We start from the raw sequence: 24,163 nt of genomic DNA on the forward strand, positions 1-24,163 counted from the left end.
GTTCACTTCTTTGTTAAGGATTTATAGGTTGAGTTTCTACTTGAAAGAAATCAGCCTGACGTTTCTTAATCTCGTTTCGAACTACTAACTATCCTCAAACCTCTTAAACACCGCGCTGGCCATATGTCCACCAAAGCCAAAGGTGTTACTCAATGCATATTTCACTTCTCGCTTTTGTGCCGAACCAAGGGTGAGCTCAAACTTACCATCAAATTCAGCATCTACATTTTTCGTATTAATCGTTGGCGGAATAATGCCATCTACAATTGCCATTACACTGGCAATAGCTTCTATAGCACCTGCCGCACCGAGTAAGTGGCCAGTCATGGATTTCGTAGCTGAAATATTCAAATCAGGGTTCGTTCCGAACAGTCTTTCAATTGCAATCAATTCACTTGGATCACCAACAGGTGTAGAGGTGGCGTGCATATTGATATAATCAATGTCTTTTGGTTCAATACCTGCATCATTGAGGGCTTCATGCATTCCTAAAAAAGCACCTTCTCCTTCGGGGTGAGTTCCGGTTAAATGATACGCATCTGCGGCCATTCCGCCACCAGCAACTTCCGCTATAATAGTAGCGCCTCTGGCGATGGCGTGTTCGTAAGATTCTAAGATTAAAGTACCAGCACCTTCACCCATTACAAAGCCATCACGACTTACATCGAACGGACGGCAGGCAGTTGCTGGGTTCTCATTATTGGTAGAAAGTGCACGAGAAGCAGTAAAGCCGCCCAGTCCAGCTGCGGTAATTGGCGCTTCCGATCCACCCGTAATAATCATGTCGGCCTTGCCCCATTTAATGTAGTTAAAGGCATCAATAATGGCAGTGGTAGAAGAGGCGCATGCAGAAATTGTGGTGAAGTTCACACCTCTTAGTCCATATTTAATGGAGATAAGTCCCGAAGCAATGTCTGCTATGATTTTGGGAATGAAGAAAGGGGAGAAGCGAGGGGTTTCGTCATTTTTTACATAGTCTATCATCTCTTCAGTAAAGGTCTGAATGCCGCCATTGCCAGAGCCCCAAATCACCCCAATTCTATTCCTGTTTAAAACATCGAAATCGATTTTAGCATTTTTTATGGCCTCTTCCGTAGCAATTAGGGCGTACTGTGTGAATGGGTCCATGCGCCTGGCCTCATTTCGTGGAATGTAATCTTCCACATTAAAATCTTTCAACTCACAGGCAAAGTGACTTTTAAATTTCGTGGTATCGAACCTCGTTATTGGTGCACCACCGCTTTTTCCAGCTTTTAGGTTGGTCCAATACGTTTCTAAGTTATTTCCAATTGGGGTCAAAGCCCCCATTCCTGTAATTACTACTCTTTTCATGTTGTTATTTTTAATTGGTGATTTACCAATGATTTCAAGTTTTCAATAATGTTAAAAAACGATGCAGGATCGTTTGCGGTTTTTGCTATTAGAATACCACCTTCAATGGTGGCAATGTAGAAATTGGCAAAATTGGCTGCATCAACTTCCGGCTTGATTTCGCCTGAATTTTGCCCCTCTTTGATTACGCTGGTAATTTCGGATTGCCAATTCAGTAGTATGGTTTTGGCCTTTTCCTTAAAGAAGGGATAGAAGTCATCTGCTTCCACCGCTACATTCATTAACGGACAACCCCCATTGTTGGCCACAGTTTCATAATTCTGATGATAGAAATTGAGTAAACCGATGAGTTTGCCGATACTCGAAGGGTTGGCAGCCCATGTTATTTGTAAACCCTTCTGTAAGAATTTTACATTGTGAATGAAACAAGCTTCGGCCAGATTTTCCTTATTTCCAAAATTACCATAAATGGCGCCTTTGGTCAATCCAGTAGCGGTGGTAATGTCTGACAAAGCAGTGCTCTGGTAACCCTTTTTGTTGAAAATGGGAGCTACCGTTTCTATGATTCTTTTCTTGGTTCTTTCAGATTTAGAAAAAGTCACATGTAAAAATATACCAATCGGTATATTTTTGCAAACAACTAGAGTCTTAATTTCAAGGTGGTAATTATTTTACTTCTATGATTTGAATTTACTGGTTGGATTATTGTAATTGAACTGGTCAAAAAAAACACTCCTATGAAACTTAGAATCATCATTGCCTTTTCTTTGCTCCTCATTACTCAGTTGAGTTTTTCTCAAGAAAAGAAGTGGGTAAACCCTATTATTAAGAACTACGGAAGAATTTTAGAATTGGAAAAGGTGGATGTTGCGCCAGATCCAAATATGGAATATAAAATTCTCATTGAATTGGTGCATAAACTAGATAAGCCTGAAAGTGCGGCTTTTGCGGCAACAAACGTGGCGCGTCTGATTAACCTGCATGGTGTAGGAGGAGTGAAGCCTGAAAACCTTAAAGTTGCGGTGGTGATTCATGCCGGGGCCACGAGTTCTATTTTGAACGCTGACGCTTACAAATCAAAATATGAAGTAGAAAGCCCCTATGCTCCTTTATACAAAGAGCTGATGGAAGCTGGTGTTGAAGTGATTGTTTGCGGTCAGTCGTATTCCATGTATGGAAATAAGGTGGAGGACTTAATGCCTGGCGTGAAAATTGGCACTTCGGCACTCACTACCATAAGCACCTATCAACTTAAAGGCTACGCTTTTTTTAAATGGGAATAATCCTTTCCCAAAAGATTGATTGATTTATTCTTTGAAATTGTGTCTATTGGGTTCGATTGTAAATAACCCTGAATAGCATGACAAGATTGAATAAATACCTCTTTGCTTTTGCCGCTTTGTTAATCGTTAACATCGGTTTTTCACAAGAAAAGATTAACCCAATTATTAAAGGATACGGAGGAATCATTGATGCTCCTTTTGCTGTCGAAAAGCCTGATCCTAAGCTGGAGTACAAAATAATCATTGACATAGCAACAGGCGATGCGGATCCTAAAGCAGTAATGTATTCTTTAGAAAATGTAGCTCGACTTTTGAACTTGCATGCAATGGGTGGAGTACCTGCCAAAAACATGAAGGTGGTGTTGGCTATTCACGGCCAAGCTATATGGTCTACATTAGATAATGACACTTACAGGACAAAATACGGAGTAGATAATCCGCATATTCCACTTTTCAAAGAATTAGAGGGGGCAGGAGTGAAGTTATTTGCTTGTTCTCAATCCATTTTAGGCCGCGATATTGATCATACAAAACTTGCACCTGGTATTAAAGTGGCTACGTCAATGTTAAGCACGCTAACCACCTACCAGTTGAAAGGCTATGCGGCTTTGAAGTTTTAAGCTTTTAAGGAAGCTGTCGTAGTGTTTCCCAAAGCACTATGGCAATAGTAATGATAATGGCCAGCCCAATAAAGAACATAAACCTTCTATTGGCGCTGGCCTTTTTTTGCGCGTTTTGTTTTCTTATAGAGAATAACTCATCAAAGTTGGTAGTCACTAACTGCGGGTCAGAGGAGTTGAGAATTGGGGCGTTTTTCATTCTTTTTCTGAAAACTTTTTGCTCTTTTTCAAAGGTAATTTTTGGCTGATAGTTGTAAACTTGATGTTTCTTGTCCAGTGCAGACTAGTCCATGGTTTTTAATTATAGTTTCTAAAACGAGACAGCCTATGTTTGGATTTTTATCAAGGTTGAATGGTCGATGAGTTGGTTTTCAGATGTTTATAAAAGGTTATTCTATGTTAATTCATTTTTAAAGACGGATTTTTTATAGAACTTTAATGGTGTTCAAGTCATCCATGTGTTAACCATAATTTTTTGATGCGCCTTTTTCATCCTTAAACCATTCCAATGAGCTACCATTTTAAATTTGCTTACAGACAATTATTAAAGAATAAACTCATCTTCTTTGGGAGTGTTTTCAGCCTTATTATGGGGGTGCTGTGTCCTTATATTATTTTTCTCTGGGTACAGTCTGAGGTCACGGCCGATCAATTCCATGCCGAATATGATAATATTCATATTGTCGCAATTCAGCAGAACGTGATGGCAAAGCCAAGGCCAACAATGGCGACTAATTCAGTAGATTTATCTGGTTATGCTGAGGTTGAGAAAACACTCGCTACTAGAACATACTCTGATAATGAAATCAAATTAATCTTCAAAGATGCTGAGTTCTTTGGCAAGGGCATGGTTGTCGACAGTACTTTCTTCGATTTCTTCGATTTCAAAATCATTCAGGGAGAGTCAACTAATCTATTGCATTCCCCTTCACACGTAATTCTTACAGAGGGTTTTGCTCAGAAAATGTTTGGAGATAAAATGGCTGTTGGAGAAGTAGTAAAACTTGAAGCTGATAATGAGGGCTTGTATACAGTAGCCGCTGTTTTGAAGATACCATCAAACAGTTCTATCCAGTTTGATTTTTTAGTACCAACTCACTCTCAAAAATTCTGGGGAAGAATGGGAGTTGAACTTCTTTTGGTAAACGATTCGTTTGATAAAGCTCGCTTTGAAGAACGGTTTACCACAGATATTCAGTCTAACCCCAGAAGTTCGGAAAGTGTCGGTTCTCTATTCCCTTTTAGTGACATCTATTTAGAGAACCCATTTAATCATTCCTTATTTACGAGATCGGGTGATAGAAATAATATCTATGTTATTTCAATTATTGCCCTCATTATTTTGGCAGTCAGCCTTGTCAACTTTACCAATCTACAGATCACAAAGATTTCCGCTCATATCAAGAGCATATCCATCAAGATGATTAATGGAGCTAGTAAGGCTGATTTATTGATTGAGGCATTTATAGTAAATATCATTTACGCAGTTTTTGCCACGATGATAGGTGTTTTGCTTCTGTATTATTCAAAGTCATATTTAGAAAATTTACTTGACAAGAAATTTGACATTGAGTTTTTCACCCAGCTTGCCACTTTCTTTTTGATTTCCATAGCGTTCACAAGCGCTACTCTACTTTATTCTGCCAGGCAGCTTTCAAGTAGTAAAACAAGTTTATTGTTAAAACAATCGTCAATTGGTAAAATAGGTCTGGCAAAAAAAGGCGTGACGGTTGTACAATTTGTCTGCGCTATCGTGCTTATGTTTTCAAGTTTAGTGATTTACCAACAGTTTAAATATTTGACAACTAAAGACTTGGGGTATGATTCTAGCGATATTGTTTCCATTAAACTGATTGATGAATACTCTTTTTCTTTACCTCGAGAAGAGATAATAAAGAAAAGAAGTGAGCAAAAAAGGGATTTTCAACTTGTACATTCAACTGTTGCGTCAGATCCTAGTTTGATGGGGCTTTCTCAAGGGGAGATGCCTTTGGCGGAAGCAGCTTATCCAATGTCTTGGAAGTTATTAGGAGGCCAAGATGACTATACAACTAATAACTTAATGTCCGTTGACCCTGCATATAGCCAATTATTGAAGCTAGAGATGTTGGAGGGAAGGTTCTTCTCTGATTCCCTTGATCAAAATAGGGATTATAAACTGGTAATCAACGAGGCTGCTAAGGCATATTTTAATATTCAGAATATTGGAGAAGCTAGAATTGCGAATAAATCTTGGGGCGAAGAGGAAGAGCCTTTTACAGTGATCGGTGTGGTTAAGGATTTTCATTATGAGCATCTTTCTAAAAAGATTCAACCCTTGATGCTCATGTACATGCAGAATAATGAGAATAACTTTCTATTTCGACTTAACCCGAACAGGGTAGAGGAGGCAATGGTTTCTTTAGAGCGTTTGAACGGTCAAATTAATCCTGAGAAATTATTTGAGTACACCAGCCTTCAAAATGAAGTTCAGCTCCAATACGAAAAAGAAAAGAGACTAAGCGTAATTATACTCGTGTTTACCTCCGTGGCGTTCATTATTTCCATAATTGGTCTCTTTACACTCTCGTTATATGATACGCAAAGGAGAGTTAAAGAAGTGGGTGTTAGAAGAGTTCTAGGTGCTTCGGTTAAATCGCTAGTGTCACTTCTGACCTTTTCATTTATCAAATGGGTCTTTTTAGCATTAATTATTGGCTTGCCGATCGCTTACATAGGGGCTGATGTGTGGCTGAGTGATTTTGCAAATCGAATTGACATTGGTTGGGGGATTTTGGTTATCACCTGTATTTCCGTTATAGCGATTGCTTTCCTTACCGTTGTTTCGCAGACGGTCATAGCCGCGCGAAAAAACCCCGTAGATTCACTTCGATACGAATAAGTAACTAAAACCTATTAATCACTTTCACACCTACTCCCTGAAATTCATTCATTTTGGGAAGTAGGTTTGTGGCTTCTTCTAAAGAAATCAGCTCACCAATCAGTTTTTCGGGTTGAAGTTTTCCTGATTTAATCATTTCCATCATTTCTGGATAAGCATGGGCTTGCATACCGTGGCTCCCAATCACTTCTAATTCATTGGCCACCACCAAATGCATTGGGATTTCCGGCAGGTAATCATTGCCAGCCATTAATCCCACCTGAATATGCTTACCTCTCTTTCTGAGGTTGGCAATGGAATTAAAGCAGGTGGTTTTGCTTCCGAGTGCATCTACAGAAACATGTACACCGCCTTTCGATATTTCTTTGACCGCTTCAATCACGTTTTCTTTTCCACCATTTACGGTGTAGTGCGCGCCAATCGTTTTGGCAAATGCCAGCTTGCTGTCGTCAATGTCAACAGCAATTACTTGAGCACCCAAAGCTTCGGCAATCATAATGGCAGAAAGTCCAACTCCACCGCAACCATGCACTGCCACCCAATTTCCTCCAGTTGTTTTGGCTTGGTGCGCTACTGCTCTGAAGGAAGTGATAAACCTACAACCCAAGCTTGCCGCGGTTTCAAAACTGATTTTATCGGGCAGGTGCACCAAATTGGTATCCGCATAATGAATACCTACATATTCAGCAAAACTTCCCCAATGGGTAAAGCCGGGTTGAAACTGTTGGTCACACACTTGCTGATTGCCCGAATTACATTGCTCGCATCTACCACATCCACTCACAAAGGGAACGGTTACCCTGTCTCCAATTTTAAATTTGGTAATACCTGCGCCTAACTCTACTACAGTTCCTGCCAATTCATGACCTGGTACATGAGGTAACTCAATATCTGTATCGTGCCCCATCCAGCCATGCCAATCACTTCGGCACAAACCTGTGGCGCCTACTTTCAGTACCACTCCACCATTAACGGGTTTTGGTTCGGCTACGGTTTCTATAGTAATGGGTGCTTGAAATTTGGTGTAGACTGTTGCTTTCATTGTGGTGAAATTTAGCCAAAAATCCACTGTTTTTTCCGATGATTGAATTTGGGTGGACATAATGTTTCGTTTGATTATTGAAAATGAGTATTGTAATATAGATAGTGTTATGAATTTGACCAGAATACATATCTTTGGTTTTTAAATCGTCTATTATGAAAAAAATGGCCATTCTTTTGATGGTGAGTATTTTGCTCACAGCCAGCAGCCCTTTTAAGGATTTTCAGGGTGTAATTACTTATGGTATAAAGTATTCTCAACTTCCCAAAGAGATGAAAGGCATGGAGTCTATGTTGCCATCAGAAATGATGTTTTCTATTAAGGATTCGAAGATAAAAATTGAGCAGAGCTTAATGGGAGGCTCACAGGTGGTAATCTCTAACCAGAAAGAAAAAACTGCTGAGATTCTCATGGATATGATGGGACAGAAGATTCATATCCATATGTCGAAAGAAGAAATAGAGGCCGAAGAAGCCAACACTAAAAACCCAGAAGTCACCTATCTCAATGAAACAAAAAAATTGGCTGGGTTTACCTGTAAAAAGGTATTGGTTAAAACTGAGGATGGTTCGGAGTCGGTAATGTGGATTACGGATAAGATATCTGTAAAACACAAAGATTTTCAGTATTTGAATGGCTTTCCTCTTGAATATGAAACAGAACAAGAGGGAATGATAATGCATATTTCAGCTTTAAAAGTAGAAGAAAAAAAGCTTGGTGACGAGCATTTTGGTGTACCTGAAGGTTATACTGCTATGACCATGGAAGAACTCACTCGATTGGGGGGCAACTGATACTTATTTAATATTATTTCTTTTCTAGAAGCCTTTTGTGCTTAACTTTCTAGTCTAAACCAAGAAACTATGTATAACGGATTACTTCACGCGCACTCTGGGTTAAGGTGGATCGTTTTGATCTTATTATTGGCCGCCATTCTTAATGCTTTTTCTAAAAAGAAATCAGGAGTATGGACAGCCAAAGACAAGAAAATTTCACTTTTCGCTATGGTCTTTACCCATGTTCAGCTTTTAATTGGCTTGGTACTCTATTTTATTAGCCCGAAAGTGAATTTTGTGGAAGGCTTTATGAAAGATGATGTACTTCGCTTTTTTGCTGTAGAGCACGTTTTACTAATGGTGGTTGCGATTGTCTTAATCACAATTGGTCATAGTAAGTCTAAAAAAGCTGTAACTGACGCTAAGAAATTTGGAGCTATTGCTACTTTCTATCTTATCGGACTTATTCTGATTTTAGCCTCTATTCCTTGGCCGTTCAGAAACTTAGGGTCGGGTTGGTTCTAAGCATACCCATCGAAAATTTGTAAATGAAGCAGAAGTCAACTCTTCTGCTTTTTTATTGCCCTTTACTGTTTAGGATCAGCTGTCGGTAAAAACGAATGGCGTTTTCATAATCTTCTACTGGAATTCGCTCGTCAATACCATGGAAAGTGCTGATGTTCTCACTATTAATATGATATGGAACAAAGCGATAAATATTTGGGCTGATGGCTCCAAAATGCCTAGAGTCTGTAGCTGCGATGACTAAGTTAGGCGCGGTTAAAACTCCATCAAAAACTTCTTTAATAGACATATTAATTGCATTGTAACCACTGGTTTCCACCGGAGAAACTGGGGATGGCTCTGAGTTAAAACCAGAGAATCTGGTTTTAACACGTGAATCGTCAATGGTTTGATTGACATGGTTCAGCACATCTTCGGAAGTTTCTCCCGGAATAATTCGGAAGTTGATCAGTGCTCGGGCTTGCGTTGGAATGATGTTCTCTTTAATCCCTGCATTAAAAATCGTTGGTGCAGTGGTTGTTCTGATCAAGGCATTTCCTGCGCCACCTGCACTTTCATAAGTGCTTAGTACCAGTGGTTTGAAGATAGAAAGATTGGCGAAAGCCATTTTATTCACAAAACCCATTTCCGGCCCAATTTGATTGATAAAACCTTGCATCGGTTCTGAAATTGTTCCTTTGGATGGATTGCTTTTTACCTTAGCTACCGCTTTGGCTAATACATCAATGGCTGTTTCCGCGTCAGGTCGAGAAGAATGACCGCCATCCATATCAACTGTCAGTTCAATGGTGGTAGAGCCTTTCTCGGCTACGCCAATAAAGGCCACATCAGAATCTACGCCCGGTACAAGCTTTTGGGTGATGGCATATCCTTCATCCAAAATATATTCAGCATGAATTCCCTCGTGTTCAAGATATCGGGCAATGGCTACAGCGCCTTTTTCTCCACCCACTTCTTCATCGTGACCAAAAGCCAAATAAATAGTTCTTTCAGGTTGGGCACCTTCAGAAAGAAGCATTTCTACAGCTTCTAAAATACCGATTACCGAAAACTTATCGTCAATAGTGCCACGGCCCCAAATCACTCCGTCTTTCACAATTCCGCCAAAAGGATCAACCGACCATTTTTCTGGGGAAGCAATAGGAACCACATCAATATGGCCCATCAAAACGATAGGCTTAAGCGTTAGGTCTTTTCCCCTCCAACTAAATAAATGGCTGTATTGGTTAAAAGTTTTGTGTTCCAAAACAGAATCAATTAGAGGATAACTGATTTTAAGAAATTCATTGAAAGCCTCGAAAGCTGTAGAGTCAAAATTGGCTGGGTCTTCGTGAGAAATGGTTTTTATTCTCAAAGCTTCTGTAAGCCTTTGAATTGAAGAATCAGGAATGTCGATTTTTGAGACTGGCTCAACTTCTAATTGTTTCGAATTAAAAGTAAAGGTTTTGATAAGCACATAGGCCACAAAAATGAGGAGGAGTACTAGTGTTGCTTTGAGGAATTTCTTCATGTTTAAATGAGATTGAGCCTAAATATAAAAATTGTCGGCTTTATTCTTCGGGTTCGATGTGAATTAGCACATCGGCTATTTCGGGCATTTCGTTTTGAATTGCATTTTTCACATCATGGGCTATATCATGTCCTTTTTTAACTGAGATTTCACCTTTAACTGTAAGGTGTAAATCTACATGGAACGACATACCTGTTTTTCTAACAAAGCATTTTTCTGTGCCCTGAACCCCGGAAACTGTTTCAGCTACTTTTCTGATGTCGACAATTAAATCATCATAAACATGCTCATCCATAATTTCGCCAAGGGCAGGGCGAAAAATCAGAAATGCATTGTAGACAATAAAACCAGAAGCGATTAAAGCAGCCCAATCGTCTGCTGTTTCATACCCTTCACCCATATAAATCGCAATGGAAATTCCGATAAAGGCCAATAGGGAAGTGATGGCATCGCTTCTGTGATGCCAAGCATCGGCTTTCAAAGAAGTGCTTTTAGTTTTGTCACTCTTCTTAGAAACAAACCGATAGAAAATCTCTTTTAGAATGACAATGGAAGCTAGAACTACTAGCGTAAATTTTTCTGGAACTTTGTGTGGCGTGCGAATATGTTGGATGCTTTCATAAGCAATTACGGTGGCTGAAATCACTAAAATTCCAACCACAATAAAAGTAATAAGTGGCTCTGCCTTTCCATGGCCGTAAGGGTGGTTCTCATCCGCAGGTCGGGTAGAGTATCTTAACCCGAAAAGAACTAATAATGAAGCAAATACATCTGTGGTGGATTCAATGGCATCGGCAATAAGGGCATAAGAATTACCAAACACACCTGCAATTCCCTTTGCAATGGCCAAAAATGCATTGGCAATCGCGCTGAAAATAGCGGTATTGATGGCAGTTTGTCTATTCGATTCCATGATTCATTAATCATCATGAGTTTTGGAGGACGTAGAAATCAATCGGTTGATTTCAGCCATTTCTTTAGGGGTAATGTCGCGCCAAGCACCAACAGGTATATCTAATATCACATTCATGATGCGCACCCTTTTTAATTGTCGAACTTCATAATCTAAGTACTCGCACATTCTGCGTATTTGCCGATTAAGCCCTTGCGTCAACACGATCCGAAACTTGAGTTTGCCGATTTGTTCTACTTCGCATTTACGCGTAATCGTATCTAAAATAGGTACACCATTACTCATTTTTGAAATGAAGTCTCGTGTGATGGGCTTGTTCACCGTAACGATGTACTCTTTTTCATGATTGTTTCTGGCACGTAAGATCTTGTTCACAATGTCTCCATCATTGGTAAGGAAGATGAGGCCCTCACTGGGTTTGTCTAATCGGCCAATCGGGAAAATTCGTTTAGGGTAGTTGATGAAATCAATGATGTTGTCTTTTTCCACTTTTACATCCGTGGTGCAAACAATCCCTACAGGTTTATTAAATGCAATGTACACAGGCTTATCCTTTGGCTCGACCACAGGTTTTCCGTCTACAGCAACATTATCTTCCTTTGTAACTTTAGTTCCCATTTCGGGTACTGCGCCATTAATGGTTACTCGACCTTCTTCAATCAGTTTATCGGCAGCCCTGCGCGAACAGTAGCCAATTTCACTTAGGTATTTATTGATTCTAACAGGCTGGTCAGTAGTCATTCGTTAATTATTGAGTGCTGATGTGTCTGGGTTGAAAATCAACCATGCATTATTTCGATGCAAATTACAGAATTCTATTGGCAGAGATGCATAAAAAATGCCGACTCTGCAAAAGCAAAAAGCGGCATTTTAGAATGAATAGTGGTTGTTTTATTTTTTTAATAGATCTCTTATCTCGGTTAAAAGCACTTCTTCTTTAGAAGGCGCTGCTGGAGCGGCAGGAGCTGCGGCTTCTTTCTTCTCCATTTTCTCTTTCAAATGATTGTAAGATTTCACTACCATGAAAATGGCGAAAGCCACAATTATAAAAGTAATAATGGTGTTAATGAACACTCCGTAGGCAATTGCTACCTCGGCAGTAGCATCGCCAGCACCAGCAGCAGTTTCTGCAACGGCCTCTTGTAAAACTAATTTCATTTCTGAAAAATCAACACCGCCTAGGAGAATTCCGATTGGGGGCATTAAAATGTCATTTACAAATGACTTGACGATGGCGCCAAAATAAGTGGCCATAATTAAACCCACGGCTATTTCTAGTACATTTCCGCGGATGAGGAATTTCTTAAATTCTTTCATGTTTAGCTTTTTTTGTTTAGTAATTAAGATTGATTATTCACGATCTCTGTTTGTTTGCCTAAGGTTGAAATAGGCATTCATAGGGATAGCGTGGAATAAGATAACGATTTTTAAAATAATACAATCTTGTTGCCCTTGTAAAGGCAAATTAGTATAACAGCATTTACAAGAATTGCTTGTTGTGGGCTAATTAAAATTTGGAATGAGGAATTCCAAGAGTTGTGCTCTTAGAGGGTGCAATATACGAATATTCAGCTTAGCTTTCTGTTATATGTGAATCGATTCCATTAAATTCGACCAAACAAACGTTCGTTATGGGATTGACCACTGCACAAAAAGACATACTAGATAAGGCGGTAGAAGCCTTACATACTCGTGGGTTTCACTCACAATACCCTGAGCATCCGGCACCAGCCATTTATGGCGAAACGGCCGATGCCGATGGAAAAGAGGCTTTCAAAGCCTTAAGAAAAAAGAATTTTGAAGAACTAAAGCAAGAAGGAGCAATTTCATGGATAGGCGAGGAGCATTCTCCTTATTTTGATGCGCCTGTAGGCCCCAAGTATCCAGCTTTCAGTACCGAAGAATTAATAAACCGTGCCGAAAAGGCTTTCCATTCTTGGAGAAAAGTGAGCTTGGATGATAGAGCGGCTGTGTTGATTGATGCCTTAGATCGTTTCTCTAAGCGCTTCTTCGAGAATGCCTACGCGACTATGCACACTACAGGGCAAGGTTATATGATGGCATTTCAGGCTTCTGGCCCACACGCTGCCGACCGTGCATTAGAAGCTGTTGCTGCTGGATATGATGAATTGAGTCGTTTTCCTTCTAAAACCACTTGGGACAAACCAATGGGTAAATACAACTTGGTCGTGAACAAAGAGTGGAGGGCAGTGCCAAAAGGTATTGGCTTGGTGATTGGTTGCTCAACCTTCCCTACTTGGAATTCGGTGCCAGGTGTTTTTGCCGATTTAATTACGGGTAACTCTGTATTGGTGAAGCCACACCCAGGTGCTATTTTACCAATGGCCATTGTGGTAGCTGAAATTAGAAATGCACTGAGAGATGCTGGCTTCGATGCCGATGCCTGTCAACTAGCGGTTGACGTGCCGAGCGCACCAATCACTAAAGAATTGGCTGAACACCCTAAGGTGAAATTAGTAGACTTTACTGGGAACTCGGAGTTTGGTAGCTATTTAGAAAAACTTCCGAAAGCAGTGTTTACGGAGAAAACGGGTGTGAACTCAATTATTTTGGATTCGGTAGTCGATATCGATAAAGTGATTCAGAACATTACCTTCTCGGTATGTTTGTATTCGGGCCAAATGTGTACCGCACCTCAAAACTTCTTTATTCCAGAAGGCGGAGTGAAAACACCAGATGGTGTGCTATCATTCGATGAGGTGGCTCAAAAATTTGCTGACTTCACCAACGGTTTGATCGATAATCCTAAGGCTGGACCATTTGTATTGGGAGCCATTCAAAACCCAAATACAGGCGAAAGAGCTAAAAACGCAGCCAAAGAGTTGGGTGGAAGGGTTTGGTTAGAAACCAGAACCATTGAAAATCCGATTTTCGCAACTACGAGAACGCAAACTCCAGTGGTAATCGAACTAAGTTCTGCGGATAAGGACAAGTTCGCAACGGAGCTTTTTGGGCCAATTGCGTTGCTGATTAAGACAAAAAATACGGAAGAGTCTGTGGCTTTGGCTAGAGAATTGGCAGAAGAACATGGTGCTATTTCTTGTGGTGCTTACACTACAGATGAGGCCATGAAAGAGCATATTGCTGATCAAATGTCGTTGGCGGCAACTCCAGTTTCCTTCAATTTGACTGGCGGTCTTTTCGTGAATCAGAATGCAGCATTCTCTGATTACCATGTAACAGGAGGAAACCCAGCAGGTAATGCTTCATTTACTAACCCGGGTTATGTAAATGGAAGATTTACTTGGGTTGGAATGAGAGAGTTGGCTTAAGAGACGCGAGTTTAACCTATAATATTAAAACCACCTTCGGGTGGTTTTTTTATGTTGAAATGGTTTTACTTATTGATACTGATTTCAACCCATCCTTGCCTTTCCATGGCTAGAAAAGTATTGCCTGATTGTTTGATTTCATCGAAAGCTACAGGTACACGGTCGCGACCTTCAATATCGACAACTCCATATTTACCATTTCGGCTGACGATAAAGTTAATATTGTCGGTGGTAGAAATGGAATCAAATTGAGGTGTTCGAACCAAGGCGCCTTCATGGTTTGCTAAACCGAATTGGTTATTTTTCTCAAGTAGAATAAAGTCTTGCTTTCTTATCAACTGATCATAAATAGCATCTAACACAAAGGTTCCATTTAGGTTGATTAGCCCATATAAATCATTGGTTTTCACTAGTGAAAGCCCATTGCTGAAAGATTCCACAGATTGAAGAGTGGGTTGAATTGTGATTTGGTCTTCTGTATTAATAAAGCCCCATTTACCGTTGATCATGATGGCGCAAAGGCCTTGCGAAAACTCCTTGGCTTGTTGGTATCGGTTGGCGATGGTCAATAAGCCTTGTTCCGAAACAAAACCCCATTCATTTTCCATCATTACCGAAATAAGGCCTTCACTATAAGCCCTAACCTGCTGTGTTTTTGAATCTAATTTAAAGGTTTGAGTAGTTGAGATTTGAAGTAATTCAAATTTGCTTTTCGATTTTAAAACCAAGAAATCCGGTGCTATCTGATACACCGAATCATAGGTGTTTGGACTGAGTTCGTTCGCACCAAAGTCGTAAATTTTGTAGCCGCCATCGGTTAATTCTGAAAAAGCTTTTTGATAGGGGATGAGGCGATCAATACTTCTGAAAATCTGTTGCTCGAATAAATCATAAATTCCATACTCTGTTCCTTGTTTGTAGAAAATTCGATTATCAATAATCTGGATGCTGTCCTTGTAGGGTGTTATTAACCAGTTGCCGTTGGGTTTAATGATACCCTGATTCCCTAAATATTCAGCAATGGCCATCCCCTTTTCAAAATCATTAATCTTATCAAAAATAAATGGTGTTTGCTCGTAGCCTTCATGGTCGAGTAAGCCGTATTTTCCGTTTTTAAGTGCTAAAAAGGAACCGTCATTTCTTGGGGTAATTTCCTCATAAAATTGAATTCCAATTCGTTTTCCACTGAGGTCATAAGGAATCCAATTTTGGCCATCTTTTCTTTTTGATTGGGCAAGAATTACAGACTTATAAAACTGGATTGAATCGAATTGATAGGGAAGAATGTTTCTTCCCTCAAAGTTGATCACACCTTCAAAACCATCTTTTTTTACGGCCAATAGGTTTGAGTGTGTATGCATAATTTGCATTCCTTGCACATAATGCACAAAAGAATTTTCGTCAGTAATGTTAACTATTCCAATATTTCCATTGGTCTGAATACCCATTAAATTTTTGTCGATGAACCAAATTTCATCATGGGCAAGAGTTTTTGGATTTGATTCTAGCGTAAATACAGTCCATTTGTTGAAGGGGAGCACCTCTGCCTTGCCATTTCTTAAGTTTAAGGATTTGTATTCAGGAGGGATTATTAAACTTCCTTTTCTGTCGATCAGGCCTTCTTTGTTATAGTATTTTACTCTGAAAGTGTTTTCATTGTACCGCAGGATTAATTCGTAAAGGAAATCGGAAAGAGGCTTTCCTTGTAAATTGTATAGTGCATAAAGCCCTTGATTATTCTTAACTGAAAGTGTTTCACTATCAATTCGTTCTATGTGATTGTACTCTAAAGGAAGTAAAACGTTTCCACTCTTATTGAGTACACCAAACTGATTATCCTTTCCTGTTTTTTTTGCAACAATAAGGGCTTCACCTACAGGGTCTATCCATTGATATTCGGTAGGAATTATCTGGTTTCCCTTTGCATTAATGGCTCCATAGTCATTCAGAATCGAAAATCGGCTTCTTTCGCCCACTATGAAAATGGTGTTGGTAAAAGGGTAAAGTTCAGAAAAGAGGTGGCGTGTAATTTTTGATCCATCAACATTGGCCAAGGCCCAGCGCTCATTTTGCTTAAGGCCTATGAGTCCACTAGCGGCTTCAAGTTTGCCCTTCGACCAACCAATATCATCATATATGGCTTCAATTACTACTTGATTGGTGGTGCTATTTCGGAGTCCTACCTTGCCGTTTTCAGAGAATTTCTCATAGGAATCATTGCCCAATATGGGGTGAATGAAAAGTAAGGCTAAGATGAGACAGATTAAAACGCGCAATTCTCAATATCAAAACGCAAGCTTAATAAAATTTGATACGAATTAGAAGGAGGCTGAATGACTTTCGACTCGATTATTTTTCTTTCGGAGTGTTTTCCAGATCGAAAAGCTCATTAAGCACATCAATTAAAGATTCAGCATCACCACGTTTACATGCTGCTTTTAATTGTAATACAGGAAGTTTAATGATCTTTTGTGTGATACTCTTAGAGAATCGCTCAGCAAATTCTTGTACTTCGGGGGAAGCATTTTTTAAGTGTCTGGTTATCTCATCTTGACGGATTTGCTCCAGCGCATTCTTGAGTTTATGAATGGTGGGTGAAACAACCATCTCTTTCGACCAGTCATTAAATTCAGCTATGGCCTCTTCAATAATGGCTTCTACCAATGGAATTGATGATTTTCTCTTTTCGACAGCCGCTGATGCTTTGTCGTTGATTTCATCAATATTGAACAAAGTAACGCCACTCAATTTCCCAACTTCAGGGCTGATACTTCTAGGAATAGAAAGGTCAACAAAGAATTTGAAACCATTATTTATTTCCCCTGCCAATTCTTTGTTAATGATTGGGGTGCTGTGGGCTACTGAAGAGATAATCAAGTCGTATTCTGCAATAGCTTCTTTCAATTCAGAAAAAGGAATTACAGCTTGGTTGCACTCTAATGCTAATGCTTCTGCTTTTTCTGTTGTTCTATTGCAGATAGCTACAGTAAGATCGGTTTCAGAAAGGTGTCTACAAACGTCTGCACCAATTTCTCCAATGCCTAAAATAAGTACTTTAGGCTCTATAATAGTAGATGCTAAATTCTGAACCAGTTCGGCAGCAGCATAAGAAACGCTTGCAGCGCCATCTCTGAATGAAGTTTCTTGAACTACTCTTTTGCTGCTAAAGAAAATGGTATGCATTAAGCGGTGTAAAAAAGGCCCTGCCAATTGTGCGTCTGCTGCCCACTGATAAGCTCTTTTTACTTGATTTGAAATTTGGAGGTCACCTACTACTTGGGCTTCAAGGCCTAATGATACTCTGAAAAGGTGATTAACTGCCTCTTCACTTTCAAATGAATTGAAATAATTAATATAGGCATCGGCATTTAAAATCCCTTTCTTGATGGCAATCAATTTAATGATTTCAAGATCTAGGTTTTGTTCTGCAGAATAATAAACCTCTGTACGGTTACAGGTAGAAAGGATCAAGGCTTCTGTTAAGGACAGAACCTCTGAAACTTCACTAAGAATAGATTTGATTGTGAGCTCATCAATGGAAATAATTTCCCTGATTTCAACTGGTGCCTTTTTATAAGACAAACTTATCGCTCTGAATTTACCCTGCATTATTGCTTACGCCTTTCCTCTAAATTCTTATGTGCAAAAATAGCCTCTAACTATCTGTAAAAAAAGTGATCAAAATCATGTATTCTTATTTAGAATCAGTTTAAACAACTCTACTGGTTCTTGTTGCTTATTTAATGATTTCGTTTCAATTAAATGTAATTGATCTTAAAGTAAGAATATATTATATTAAATCGCAATTTTATAAATTGAGTCAATCGATGATGAATATAAAACGCCTAGTGAGAAACTACTTTGGGTTTTCTAAAACTCAGACCAATGGTTTTATGGTTTTGACTCCGTTAATGTTTGTTCTACTTTTTGCCCCAGGTATTTACCGTAACCTAACTCAAATTGAATACAATGAGTTCGATTCTGACAAAAGACATTTAGACAGCTTAGTTGGTTTATGGAGAAATAATATGAAGCCTAGCTTGGAGAAAGATGTATTGCCAGACGTCAATATTCGGCTTACTTTCTTTGAGCCCAATACAGCAACTGAAGAAGAGTTGATGGGAGTAGGTTTAGGTCAGCGTTTGGCAAGCAGAATTAATAATTACAGAAATGCGGGTGGGAGTTTCAAGGTCAAGTCAGATTTGAAACGTATTTATGGATTTCCCGATAGTCTTTATCAAGTATTAGAAAAATATATACAGTTACCAGACGAACTGCCTCAGTCTGAAGTGAGAGTTGCACAACCTAGCCCTAGTGAAAAGCCTGTTAAAAGGGAGCGTAAACCGTACAATGAGGAAACGGAAAGTACTTTGGAACTTGAGAATTTTATTTTAGATATTAATGAGGTTGATTCTCTGGATTTACAAAAATTGAGAGGGATTGGGCCTGCTTATTCAAGTAGAATAGTGAAATTTCGCCAATTGTTAGGTGGTTTTAGTAGTATTGATCAAGTCAAGGAAGTTTTTGGTATTACTGACTCATTGTACCAAAGCATTGCTCCACAACTTAGGGTGGATGAGGCTTACCAACCTGTTCAAATCAATATCAACATAGCAACTTTTAAAGAGATAAACGCCCATCCTTATATCAGTTACGAGCAAACTAAGGAAATCATGAACGCCAAAAGCAAGTTTGGGAAATTTCGGTCTGCCGAGGATTTGAAACGTTTAAGCCTCTTCGATTCAATTCAAATCGTTAAATTGATTCCATATCTTCAATTTCAATGATCAAAATTTTAAGTGCTGAACAAATTCGCAGATGGGATTTGTATACAATTAAAAACGAACCTATTTCATCATTTGATTTGATGGAGCGGGCTTCAGAAGCTTTCGTCAAACTGTTATTAACCAAAATTAACCATAGGCCTAATGTCGATGTGGTGTGTGGTCCTGGGAATAATGGGGGAGATGGGGTTGCTATTGCGAGGTTGCTTATTGAAAATGGGTTGAAAGTGAATTGTCACTTGATCGATTTTGGAGTGAAGCTTTCGGAAGATTGCCGAAAGAGCTATCGAAAATATTTAAATATCAGTCAGGTAAATATTGTTAAACAATCTAAGGAATTAGACCTCAGCGGAGAACTTATTATTGATGCTGTGTTTGGTTCTGGTTTGAGCAGGCCTGCAACAGGTCTTGCAGCAGAAATTATACAATTGATAAATCAGAGCAGTGCAAAAACTGTTTCTGTCGATATGCCTTCAGGTCTTTTTGCGGATAAAGTGAATTTGACGGGGAGGATTGTAGAGGCCGACTGGACCATCACTTTTCAAGTTCCGAAACTTTCATTTCTAACTCCTGAATCTGGTTTTTATGTTGGCGAATGGTCGGCAGTTGACATTGGTTTAGATCCAAGTTTTTTAATAACAGAAAATTCTGATTACTCAATTTTTGAAAAGAGTGACATCGATCGTTCTCTTTTTATTAGGAAAAAGTATGACCATAAAGGCAAATACGGCCGAGTATTGATGGTGGTGGGTAGTTTAGGCAAAATAGGTGCGGCTTATTTGTCGTCCAAGGCTGCTCTTAAATCCGGAACGGGACTTCTTACCGTACATATTCCTAAAGTAGGCTATGGGCCATTACAGACATCTTTACCTGAAGCCATGGTTTCTTTAGATTCAGAAGAGGAATTTATTACTCATGTAGATAATGTTGACGCCTTCGATGCCATTGGGATTGGGCCTGGGCTGGGGACTAACCCAAAGACGGGGAAAATACTTAAGTCATTATTCACATCTTTTAACAAGCCTATGGCAATAGATGCGGATGCTTTAAACCTAATTGCATTAGATAAAGAGTTGATTGATTTAGTACCCAAGGGTTCTGTACTTACGCCCCACATAGGAGAGTTCAATCGGTTATTTGGAGAATGCGATAACGGATTGGAGCGAATTGAGAAAGTGAAGTCGATAGCAATTGAAAAGCAATTGGTAATAGTATTGAAAGGCGCACATACTGTGATTGCTACACCAGACGGTAAAGTTCATTTTAATTCCACAGGAAATTCGGGGATGGCTACTGCTGGTTGTGGAGATGTGTTGACAGGAATCATCAGCGCATTCATAGCACGAGGAGGTGATACTTCGACTTCTGCAAAAGTCGGGGTATGTATACATGGATGGGCTGGCGATTTAGCTGAAAAAACAGTAGGGAAAACCGCATTGATGGCATCAGATTTGCTGTCTGCATTACCAAAAGTTTTTAGCAACGTAGAGAGTAGTGATTTTATTTGAAAAAACTGTAACTTTAACTAAACCTTTAGCGTGACTTAGGGGTCTTTATAGACGATGAATCTTTTAAACCGAAACATATCAATCTCAAAAACATTAATGATTCTGTCATTAATGCTGTTTTCGGTTATGGCCAATGCTCAAAATGAGACTTTAGCCAATTTAAAGATGAACAATGACCCAAAGGTTAAAGTAGAAGTTTTCCCCAATCCAACATCTGATTTTCTGACAATCGACTTATCGAAGTTAGATTTGAAACAACCAAAAATTGAAATCAGAAATATTATTGGTAGTAAAATGGAAATGACTTCTGAAGATCTTGGTGATAAGAAGCATCGAGTTGATGTTACTACCTACCCAAGAGGTTATTATCTTGTATTGGTAAAAGACGATCAGTCTAAATTTCAGCAAACGATTCGTTTTTCCAAGAAATAGATTTGATTAAAGACATTGCTGTAGTAAGTCTATGGTGTAAAAAAAAAGGTTTGAACCAATCAAGTTCAAACCTTTTTTCATTTCAAGGGTGGTTCAATTAAAACTCTGCATTTCCTGGCGTTCTTGGGAAAGGAATTACGTCTCTAATATTGGCCATGCCTGTCACGAATATAATCAGCCTTTCAAAACCTAATCCGAAGCCGCTATGAGGTGCAGAACCATATCTTCGGGTATCTAAATACCATTCCATTTCATGAGTAGGTACTCCCATTTCGTTCATTCTGCTAACAAGCTTGTCAAGCCTTTCTTCGCGCTGAGAACCGCCAACTATTTCGCCAATTCCAGGGAAAAGGATATCCATTGCGCCCACTGTTTTTTCATCGTCATTCATTCTCATATAGAACGACTTGATGTCTTTTGGGTAGTTGGTTAGGATTACTGGTTTTTTGAAATGCTTCTCTACCAAATAGCGTTCATGTTCCGACTGAAGGTCGGTGCCCCAGCCTTCAATTAAGTATTGGAATTTCTTTTTCTTGTTGGGGTTGCAGTTTCTGAGTATATCAATGGCTTCAGTATATGTAACTCTTTCAAAGTCGTTTTCTGCCACAAACCTCAGTTTTTCGGTGAGCGTCATTTCGCTCTTTTCGTTAGCTGGCTTATTTTTCTCCTCATCGATTAATCGTTGTTCAAGAAATGCTAAATCATCGGCACAGTTCTCTAAAGCGTAATTGATTAAGTATTTTAAAAATTCTTCCGCCAAGTCCATGTTGTCTTGAAGGTCATAGAATGCCATTTCTGGTTCTATCATCCAAAACTCAGCAAGGTGTCTTGTTGTGTTTGAATTTTCAGCTCTGAAAGTCGGTCCAAAGGTGTAAATATCGGAAAGTGCTAAAGCGCCTAATTCACCTTCTAATTGGCCTGAAACGGTGAGGTTAGTTTCCTTTTCAAAAAAGTCTTCCTTAAAGTCGACCGATCCGTCCTCTTTCAAAGGAGGGTTTTTAGCGTCTAAGGTAGTTACGCGGAACATTTCACCAGCGCCTTCTGCATCTGACCCCGTAATAATTGGGGTGTGCATGTAGAAGAATTTCTTGTCGTTAAAGAAGTTATGGACTGCAAAAGCCATGGCATGGCGAATTCTGAACACAGCCCCAAATGTGTTGGTGCGAGGCCTTAAGTGTGCAATTTCCCTCAAGAATTCCATAGAATGCTTTTTGGGCTGTAAGGGGTATTTTTCTGGGTCGGCAGCGCCAAGAATTTCAATTTCTTTTGCATTGATTTCAAACTTCTGTCCCGCGCCTTGAGATTCAACAAGGGTTCCGTTCACAGCAATACATGCTCCTGTAGAAACTAGTTTAAGAATTTCATCTGAAATCAAATTAGGGTCGGCTACGATTTGAAGGTTATTGATTGTGGAGCCATCATTTAGGGCAATGAAATTTACATTTTTATTACCTCTTTTGGTTCTTACCCATCCTTTTACAGTTACCTCAATATTGGTTTGACTGTTCTTTAATAACGCTTCAATTTTGATTCTTTTTGTCATAATAAACCCGAGTTGGTTTTTAGTAAAAAAAACGAATGCAAAACAAGTCTTTTTTGAAGTGATTCACAACGTGATTACTAAAAATAAGCATTGAGAACATATTCCGAACAATGTTGTGGAGTGTTCGTAAAACCTACTTGAAATAGTTTTTTGACACATTTGTTAAATTTGCATGATTTTTGTTAAAAAGTCGGCTAATCTAATTTGTTCCTCAATTCTTTATTCTAAATTTGCTTATAACCAATAGGATTTTTCTATCAATGCAAAAACTTAGTCTAAATCAGTCTCTTAGCCAAAAGCTGTCGCCACAGCAAATACAGTTTATTAAGCTGTTGCAGGTGCCAACTGCTGAGTTGGACACTAGGATTGAGGAAGAGTTGGAAATCAACCCAGCTTTAGAAGAAGGAAGAGAAGAGCCTGAAGCCCCAACAACAGAAGAGGATTTTGATGAACCATCTGACGATATTTCTTCAACTGAAGACCTAAATGTTGAAGATTATTTGGGAGATGATGAATATGCAGGTTACAAAATGCAAGGTGATGGTAATTACTCTGAGGATGACGACAGAGAAATGCCTGTAGCTATGCAAAGCTCTTTGAATGATCAATTGGAAATGCAATTGGGATTTTTGGGTCTTGATGAACGTCAAACTTTAGTTGCTAAACAACTTATTGGAAGTATTGAAGGCGATGGATATATCAGAAGAGAGTTAGATGCGATTGTAAATGACTTGGCCTTTGCTCAAAATATAGAGACAGACGTTGATGAACTTGAAGACTTACTTCGTGAAATCCAGCAGTTTGATCCGCCCGGCATTGGGGCAAGAAATTTAAAGGAGTGTCTTCTAATTCAACTCGAGAGAAGGTGGGAAGAAGATGACCCTGATCCAGCGGTAGAAATGGCAAAGGCCATCCTGTCTGTTTGTTTTGAAGAGTTTACAAAGAAACATTACGATAAGATTATAAAGAAACTCAATATTGAGGATGAAGTGTTGATGAAGGATGCAATTCACCTCATTACTAAATTAAACCCGAAGCCAGGAGGCGTTTCTGGCGGGATGGCTAAAACCCAGTATTTGATCCCTGATTTTATTCTTACCAATAATGATGGTGAATTCGATTTAACCTTGAATTCAAGAAATGCGCCTGAATTAAGAGTGAGCCAGTCGTATTCAGATATGTTTTCGGCTTATGATAAGAGCGATAAAAAAGACAAGAAACTGAAAGAGACGGTTTCTTTTGTAAAACAAAAACTAGATGCAGCCAAATGGTTTATTGATGCCATAAAGCAGCGTCAGAATACACTCTTGCGCACCATGGACGCGATGGTGAGGTTTCAGTATGAATTCTTTTTAGAAGGTGATGAAACGAAACTTCGACCAATGATTTTGAAGGACATTGCCAACGAAATCAATATGGATATTTCTACGGTTTCCCGTGTGGCCAACTCAAAATCGGTTCAAACAGATTTTGGTATATTTCCACTGAAGTACTTTTTCTCAGAAGGTATTTCAACAGTTTCTGGTGAAGATGTGAGTAGCCGTGAAGTGAAGAATATTTTAAATCAGCTTATAGATAATGAAGATAAGAGTAAACCATTATCTGATGATAAATTAGAGAAATCACTAAAGGCAAAAGGTTATAATATTGCCAGAAGAACTGTGGCCAAATATCGAGAACAATTGAATATTCCTGTCGCAAGATTAAGAAAAGAACTATAA

Annotated in this window: 21 protein-coding genes; 10 read left to right on the forward strand and 11 right to left on the reverse strand. The window is 39.1% G+C overall.

Annotation, left to right across the window (positions count from 1 at the left end; all coding sequences use genetic code 11):
- Positions 1–84 precede the first annotated feature (84 nt).
- The gene (fabF, locus tag MB14_RS17365; protein ID WP_062593895.1) at positions 85–1,332 is read right to left on the reverse strand and encodes a beta-ketoacyl-ACP synthase II; all 1,248 of its coding nucleotides are present in this window, start codon (positions 1,330–1,332) and stop codon (positions 85–87) included.
- A complete protein-coding gene (locus MB14_RS17370) occupies positions 1,329–1,934 on the reverse strand; it encodes a TetR/AcrR family transcriptional regulator (protein ID WP_062593897.1) in 606 nt (201 codons plus the stop codon). Before MB14_RS17370 ends, fabF begins: the two co-directional genes overlap by 4 nt.
- 135 nt (positions 1,935–2,069) lie before the next feature.
- On the opposite strand from MB14_RS17370, the gene MB14_RS17375 reads away from it, so the two are divergent.
- Both MB14_RS17375 and MB14_RS17380 read left to right on the forward strand, forming a co-directional pair.
- Entirely contained in the window at positions 2,070–2,615 is a 546-nt protein-coding gene (locus MB14_RS17375) for a DsrE family protein (RefSeq protein ID WP_062593899.1), read from the forward strand.
- A gap of 77 nt (positions 2,616–2,692) precedes the next feature.
- A complete protein-coding gene (locus tag MB14_RS17380) occupies positions 2,693–3,235 on the forward strand; it encodes a DsrE family protein (RefSeq protein ID WP_084376137.1) in 543 nt (180 codons plus the stop codon).
- Between the two features lie 4 nt (positions 3,236–3,239).
- Here the strand turns inward: MB14_RS17380 and MB14_RS17385 are convergent, their stop codons facing one another.
- The gene (locus MB14_RS17385; RefSeq protein ID WP_062593900.1) at positions 3,240–3,434 is read right to left on the reverse strand and encodes a hypothetical protein; all 195 of its coding nucleotides are present in this window, start codon (positions 3,432–3,434) and stop codon (positions 3,240–3,242) included.
- A 309-nt stretch (positions 3,435–3,743) separates the two neighbouring features.
- Between MB14_RS17385 and MB14_RS17390 the strand changes: the two genes are divergently transcribed.
- Positions 3,744–6,116 (forward strand): ABC transporter permease, encoded by a 2,373-nt coding sequence (locus tag MB14_RS17390; protein ID WP_062593902.1) that lies wholly within the window; start codon positions 3,744–3,746, stop codon positions 6,114–6,116.
- A 4-nt stretch (positions 6,117–6,120) separates the two neighbouring features.
- On the opposite strand, the gene MB14_RS17395 is transcribed toward MB14_RS17390, so the two are convergent.
- Positions 6,121–7,158, reverse strand: coding sequence for a zinc-dependent alcohol dehydrogenase family protein (locus MB14_RS17395; RefSeq protein WP_062594205.1), 1,038 nt, complete (start codon positions 7,156–7,158; stop codon positions 6,121–6,123).
- 155 nt (positions 7,159–7,313) lie between these two features.
- Between MB14_RS17395 and MB14_RS17400 the strand changes: the two genes are divergently transcribed.
- Both MB14_RS17400 and MB14_RS17405 read left to right on the forward strand, forming a co-directional pair.
- The gene (locus tag MB14_RS17400) at positions 7,314–7,952 is read left to right on the forward strand and encodes a DUF4412 domain-containing protein (protein ID WP_062593904.1); all 639 of its coding nucleotides are present in this window, start codon (positions 7,314–7,316) and stop codon (positions 7,950–7,952) included.
- A gap of 69 nt (positions 7,953–8,021) precedes the next feature.
- Entirely contained in the window at positions 8,022–8,459 is a 438-nt protein-coding gene (locus tag MB14_RS17405; protein ID WP_062593906.1) for a hypothetical protein, read from the forward strand.
- Between the two features lie 52 nt (positions 8,460–8,511).
- On the opposite strand, the gene MB14_RS17410 is transcribed toward MB14_RS17405, so the two are convergent.
- The 4 genes from MB14_RS17410 to mscL all read right to left on the reverse strand — a co-directional run bounded on the left by MB14_RS17410 (position 8,512) and on the right by mscL (position 12,199).
- Positions 8,512–9,969, reverse strand: coding sequence for a M20 family peptidase (locus tag MB14_RS17410; protein ID WP_062593908.1), 1,458 nt, complete (start codon positions 9,967–9,969; stop codon positions 8,512–8,514).
- Between the two features lie 40 nt (positions 9,970–10,009).
- Positions 10,010–10,882: a cation diffusion facilitator family transporter gene (locus MB14_RS17415; protein WP_062593910.1), complete on the reverse strand. Its 873-nt coding sequence runs from the start codon at positions 10,880–10,882 to the stop codon at positions 10,010–10,012.
- A gap of 6 nt (positions 10,883–10,888) precedes the next feature.
- Positions 10,889–11,623, reverse strand: a complete 735-nt coding sequence (gene rluF, locus MB14_RS17420; protein ID WP_062593911.1) for a 23S rRNA pseudouridine(2604) synthase RluF — start codon at positions 11,621–11,623, stop codon at positions 10,889–10,891.
- Between the two features lie 150 nt (positions 11,624–11,773).
- Positions 11,774–12,199, reverse strand: a complete 426-nt coding sequence (gene mscL, locus MB14_RS17425) for a large-conductance mechanosensitive channel protein MscL (protein ID WP_062593913.1) — start codon at positions 12,197–12,199, stop codon at positions 11,774–11,776.
- 314 nt (positions 12,200–12,513) lie between these two features.
- Between mscL and paaN the strand changes: the two genes are divergently transcribed.
- A complete protein-coding gene (paaN, locus tag MB14_RS17430) occupies positions 12,514–14,175 on the forward strand; it encodes a phenylacetic acid degradation protein PaaN (RefSeq protein ID WP_062593915.1) in 1,662 nt (553 codons plus the stop codon).
- Positions 14,176–14,240: 65 nt separating this feature from the next.
- Here paaN and MB14_RS17435 read toward each other — a convergent pair whose 3' ends face one another.
- Together MB14_RS17435 and hemA are read right to left on the reverse strand one after the other, a co-directional pair.
- Complete coding sequence (locus tag MB14_RS17435) at positions 14,241–16,451, reverse strand: WG repeat-containing protein (protein ID WP_084376138.1); 2,211 nt, start codon at positions 16,449–16,451, stop codon at positions 14,241–14,243.
- 73 nt (positions 16,452–16,524) lie between these two features.
- Positions 16,525–17,784 (reverse strand): glutamyl-tRNA reductase, encoded by a 1,260-nt coding sequence (gene hemA, locus MB14_RS17440; protein WP_062593919.1) that lies wholly within the window; start codon positions 17,782–17,784, stop codon positions 16,525–16,527.
- A 218-nt stretch (positions 17,785–18,002) separates the two neighbouring features.
- Here hemA and MB14_RS17445 point away from each other — a divergent pair, with 218 nt between their 5' ends.
- The 3 genes from MB14_RS17445 (at position 18,003) to MB14_RS17455 (ending at position 20,899) form a co-directional block, all read left to right on the forward strand.
- On the forward strand, positions 18,003–18,962 hold the full coding sequence (locus tag MB14_RS17445; RefSeq protein ID WP_165899505.1) for a ComEA family DNA-binding protein: 960 nt from the start codon (positions 18,003–18,005) through the stop codon (positions 18,960–18,962).
- Positions 18,959–20,467, forward strand: coding sequence for an NAD(P)H-hydrate dehydratase (locus MB14_RS17450; protein ID WP_062593923.1), 1,509 nt, complete (start codon positions 18,959–18,961; stop codon positions 20,465–20,467). The genes MB14_RS17445 and MB14_RS17450 overlap by 4 nt, the downstream gene beginning before the upstream one ends.
- Positions 20,468–20,563: 96 nt before the next feature.
- On the forward strand, positions 20,564–20,899 hold the full coding sequence (locus MB14_RS17455) for a T9SS type A sorting domain-containing protein (protein WP_053224605.1): 336 nt from the start codon (positions 20,564–20,566) through the stop codon (positions 20,897–20,899).
- Positions 20,900–20,996: 97 nt separating this feature from the next.
- Here the strand turns inward: MB14_RS17455 and asnS are convergent, their stop codons facing one another.
- On the reverse strand, positions 20,997–22,442 hold the full coding sequence (asnS, locus tag MB14_RS17460; RefSeq protein WP_062593925.1) for an asparagine--tRNA ligase: 1,446 nt from the start codon (positions 22,440–22,442) through the stop codon (positions 20,997–20,999).
- Positions 22,443–22,702: 260 nt separating this feature from the next.
- Here asnS and rpoN point away from each other — a divergent pair, with 260 nt between their 5' ends.
- Complete coding sequence (rpoN, locus tag MB14_RS17465) at positions 22,703–24,163, forward strand: RNA polymerase factor sigma-54 (RefSeq protein WP_062593927.1); 1,461 nt, start codon at positions 22,703–22,705, stop codon at positions 24,161–24,163.

The sequence above is a fragment of the Roseivirga ehrenbergii genome (assembly GCF_001593005.1).
Taxonomy (GTDB): Bacteria; Bacteroidota; Bacteroidia; order Cytophagales; family Cyclobacteriaceae; genus Roseivirga; species Roseivirga ehrenbergii.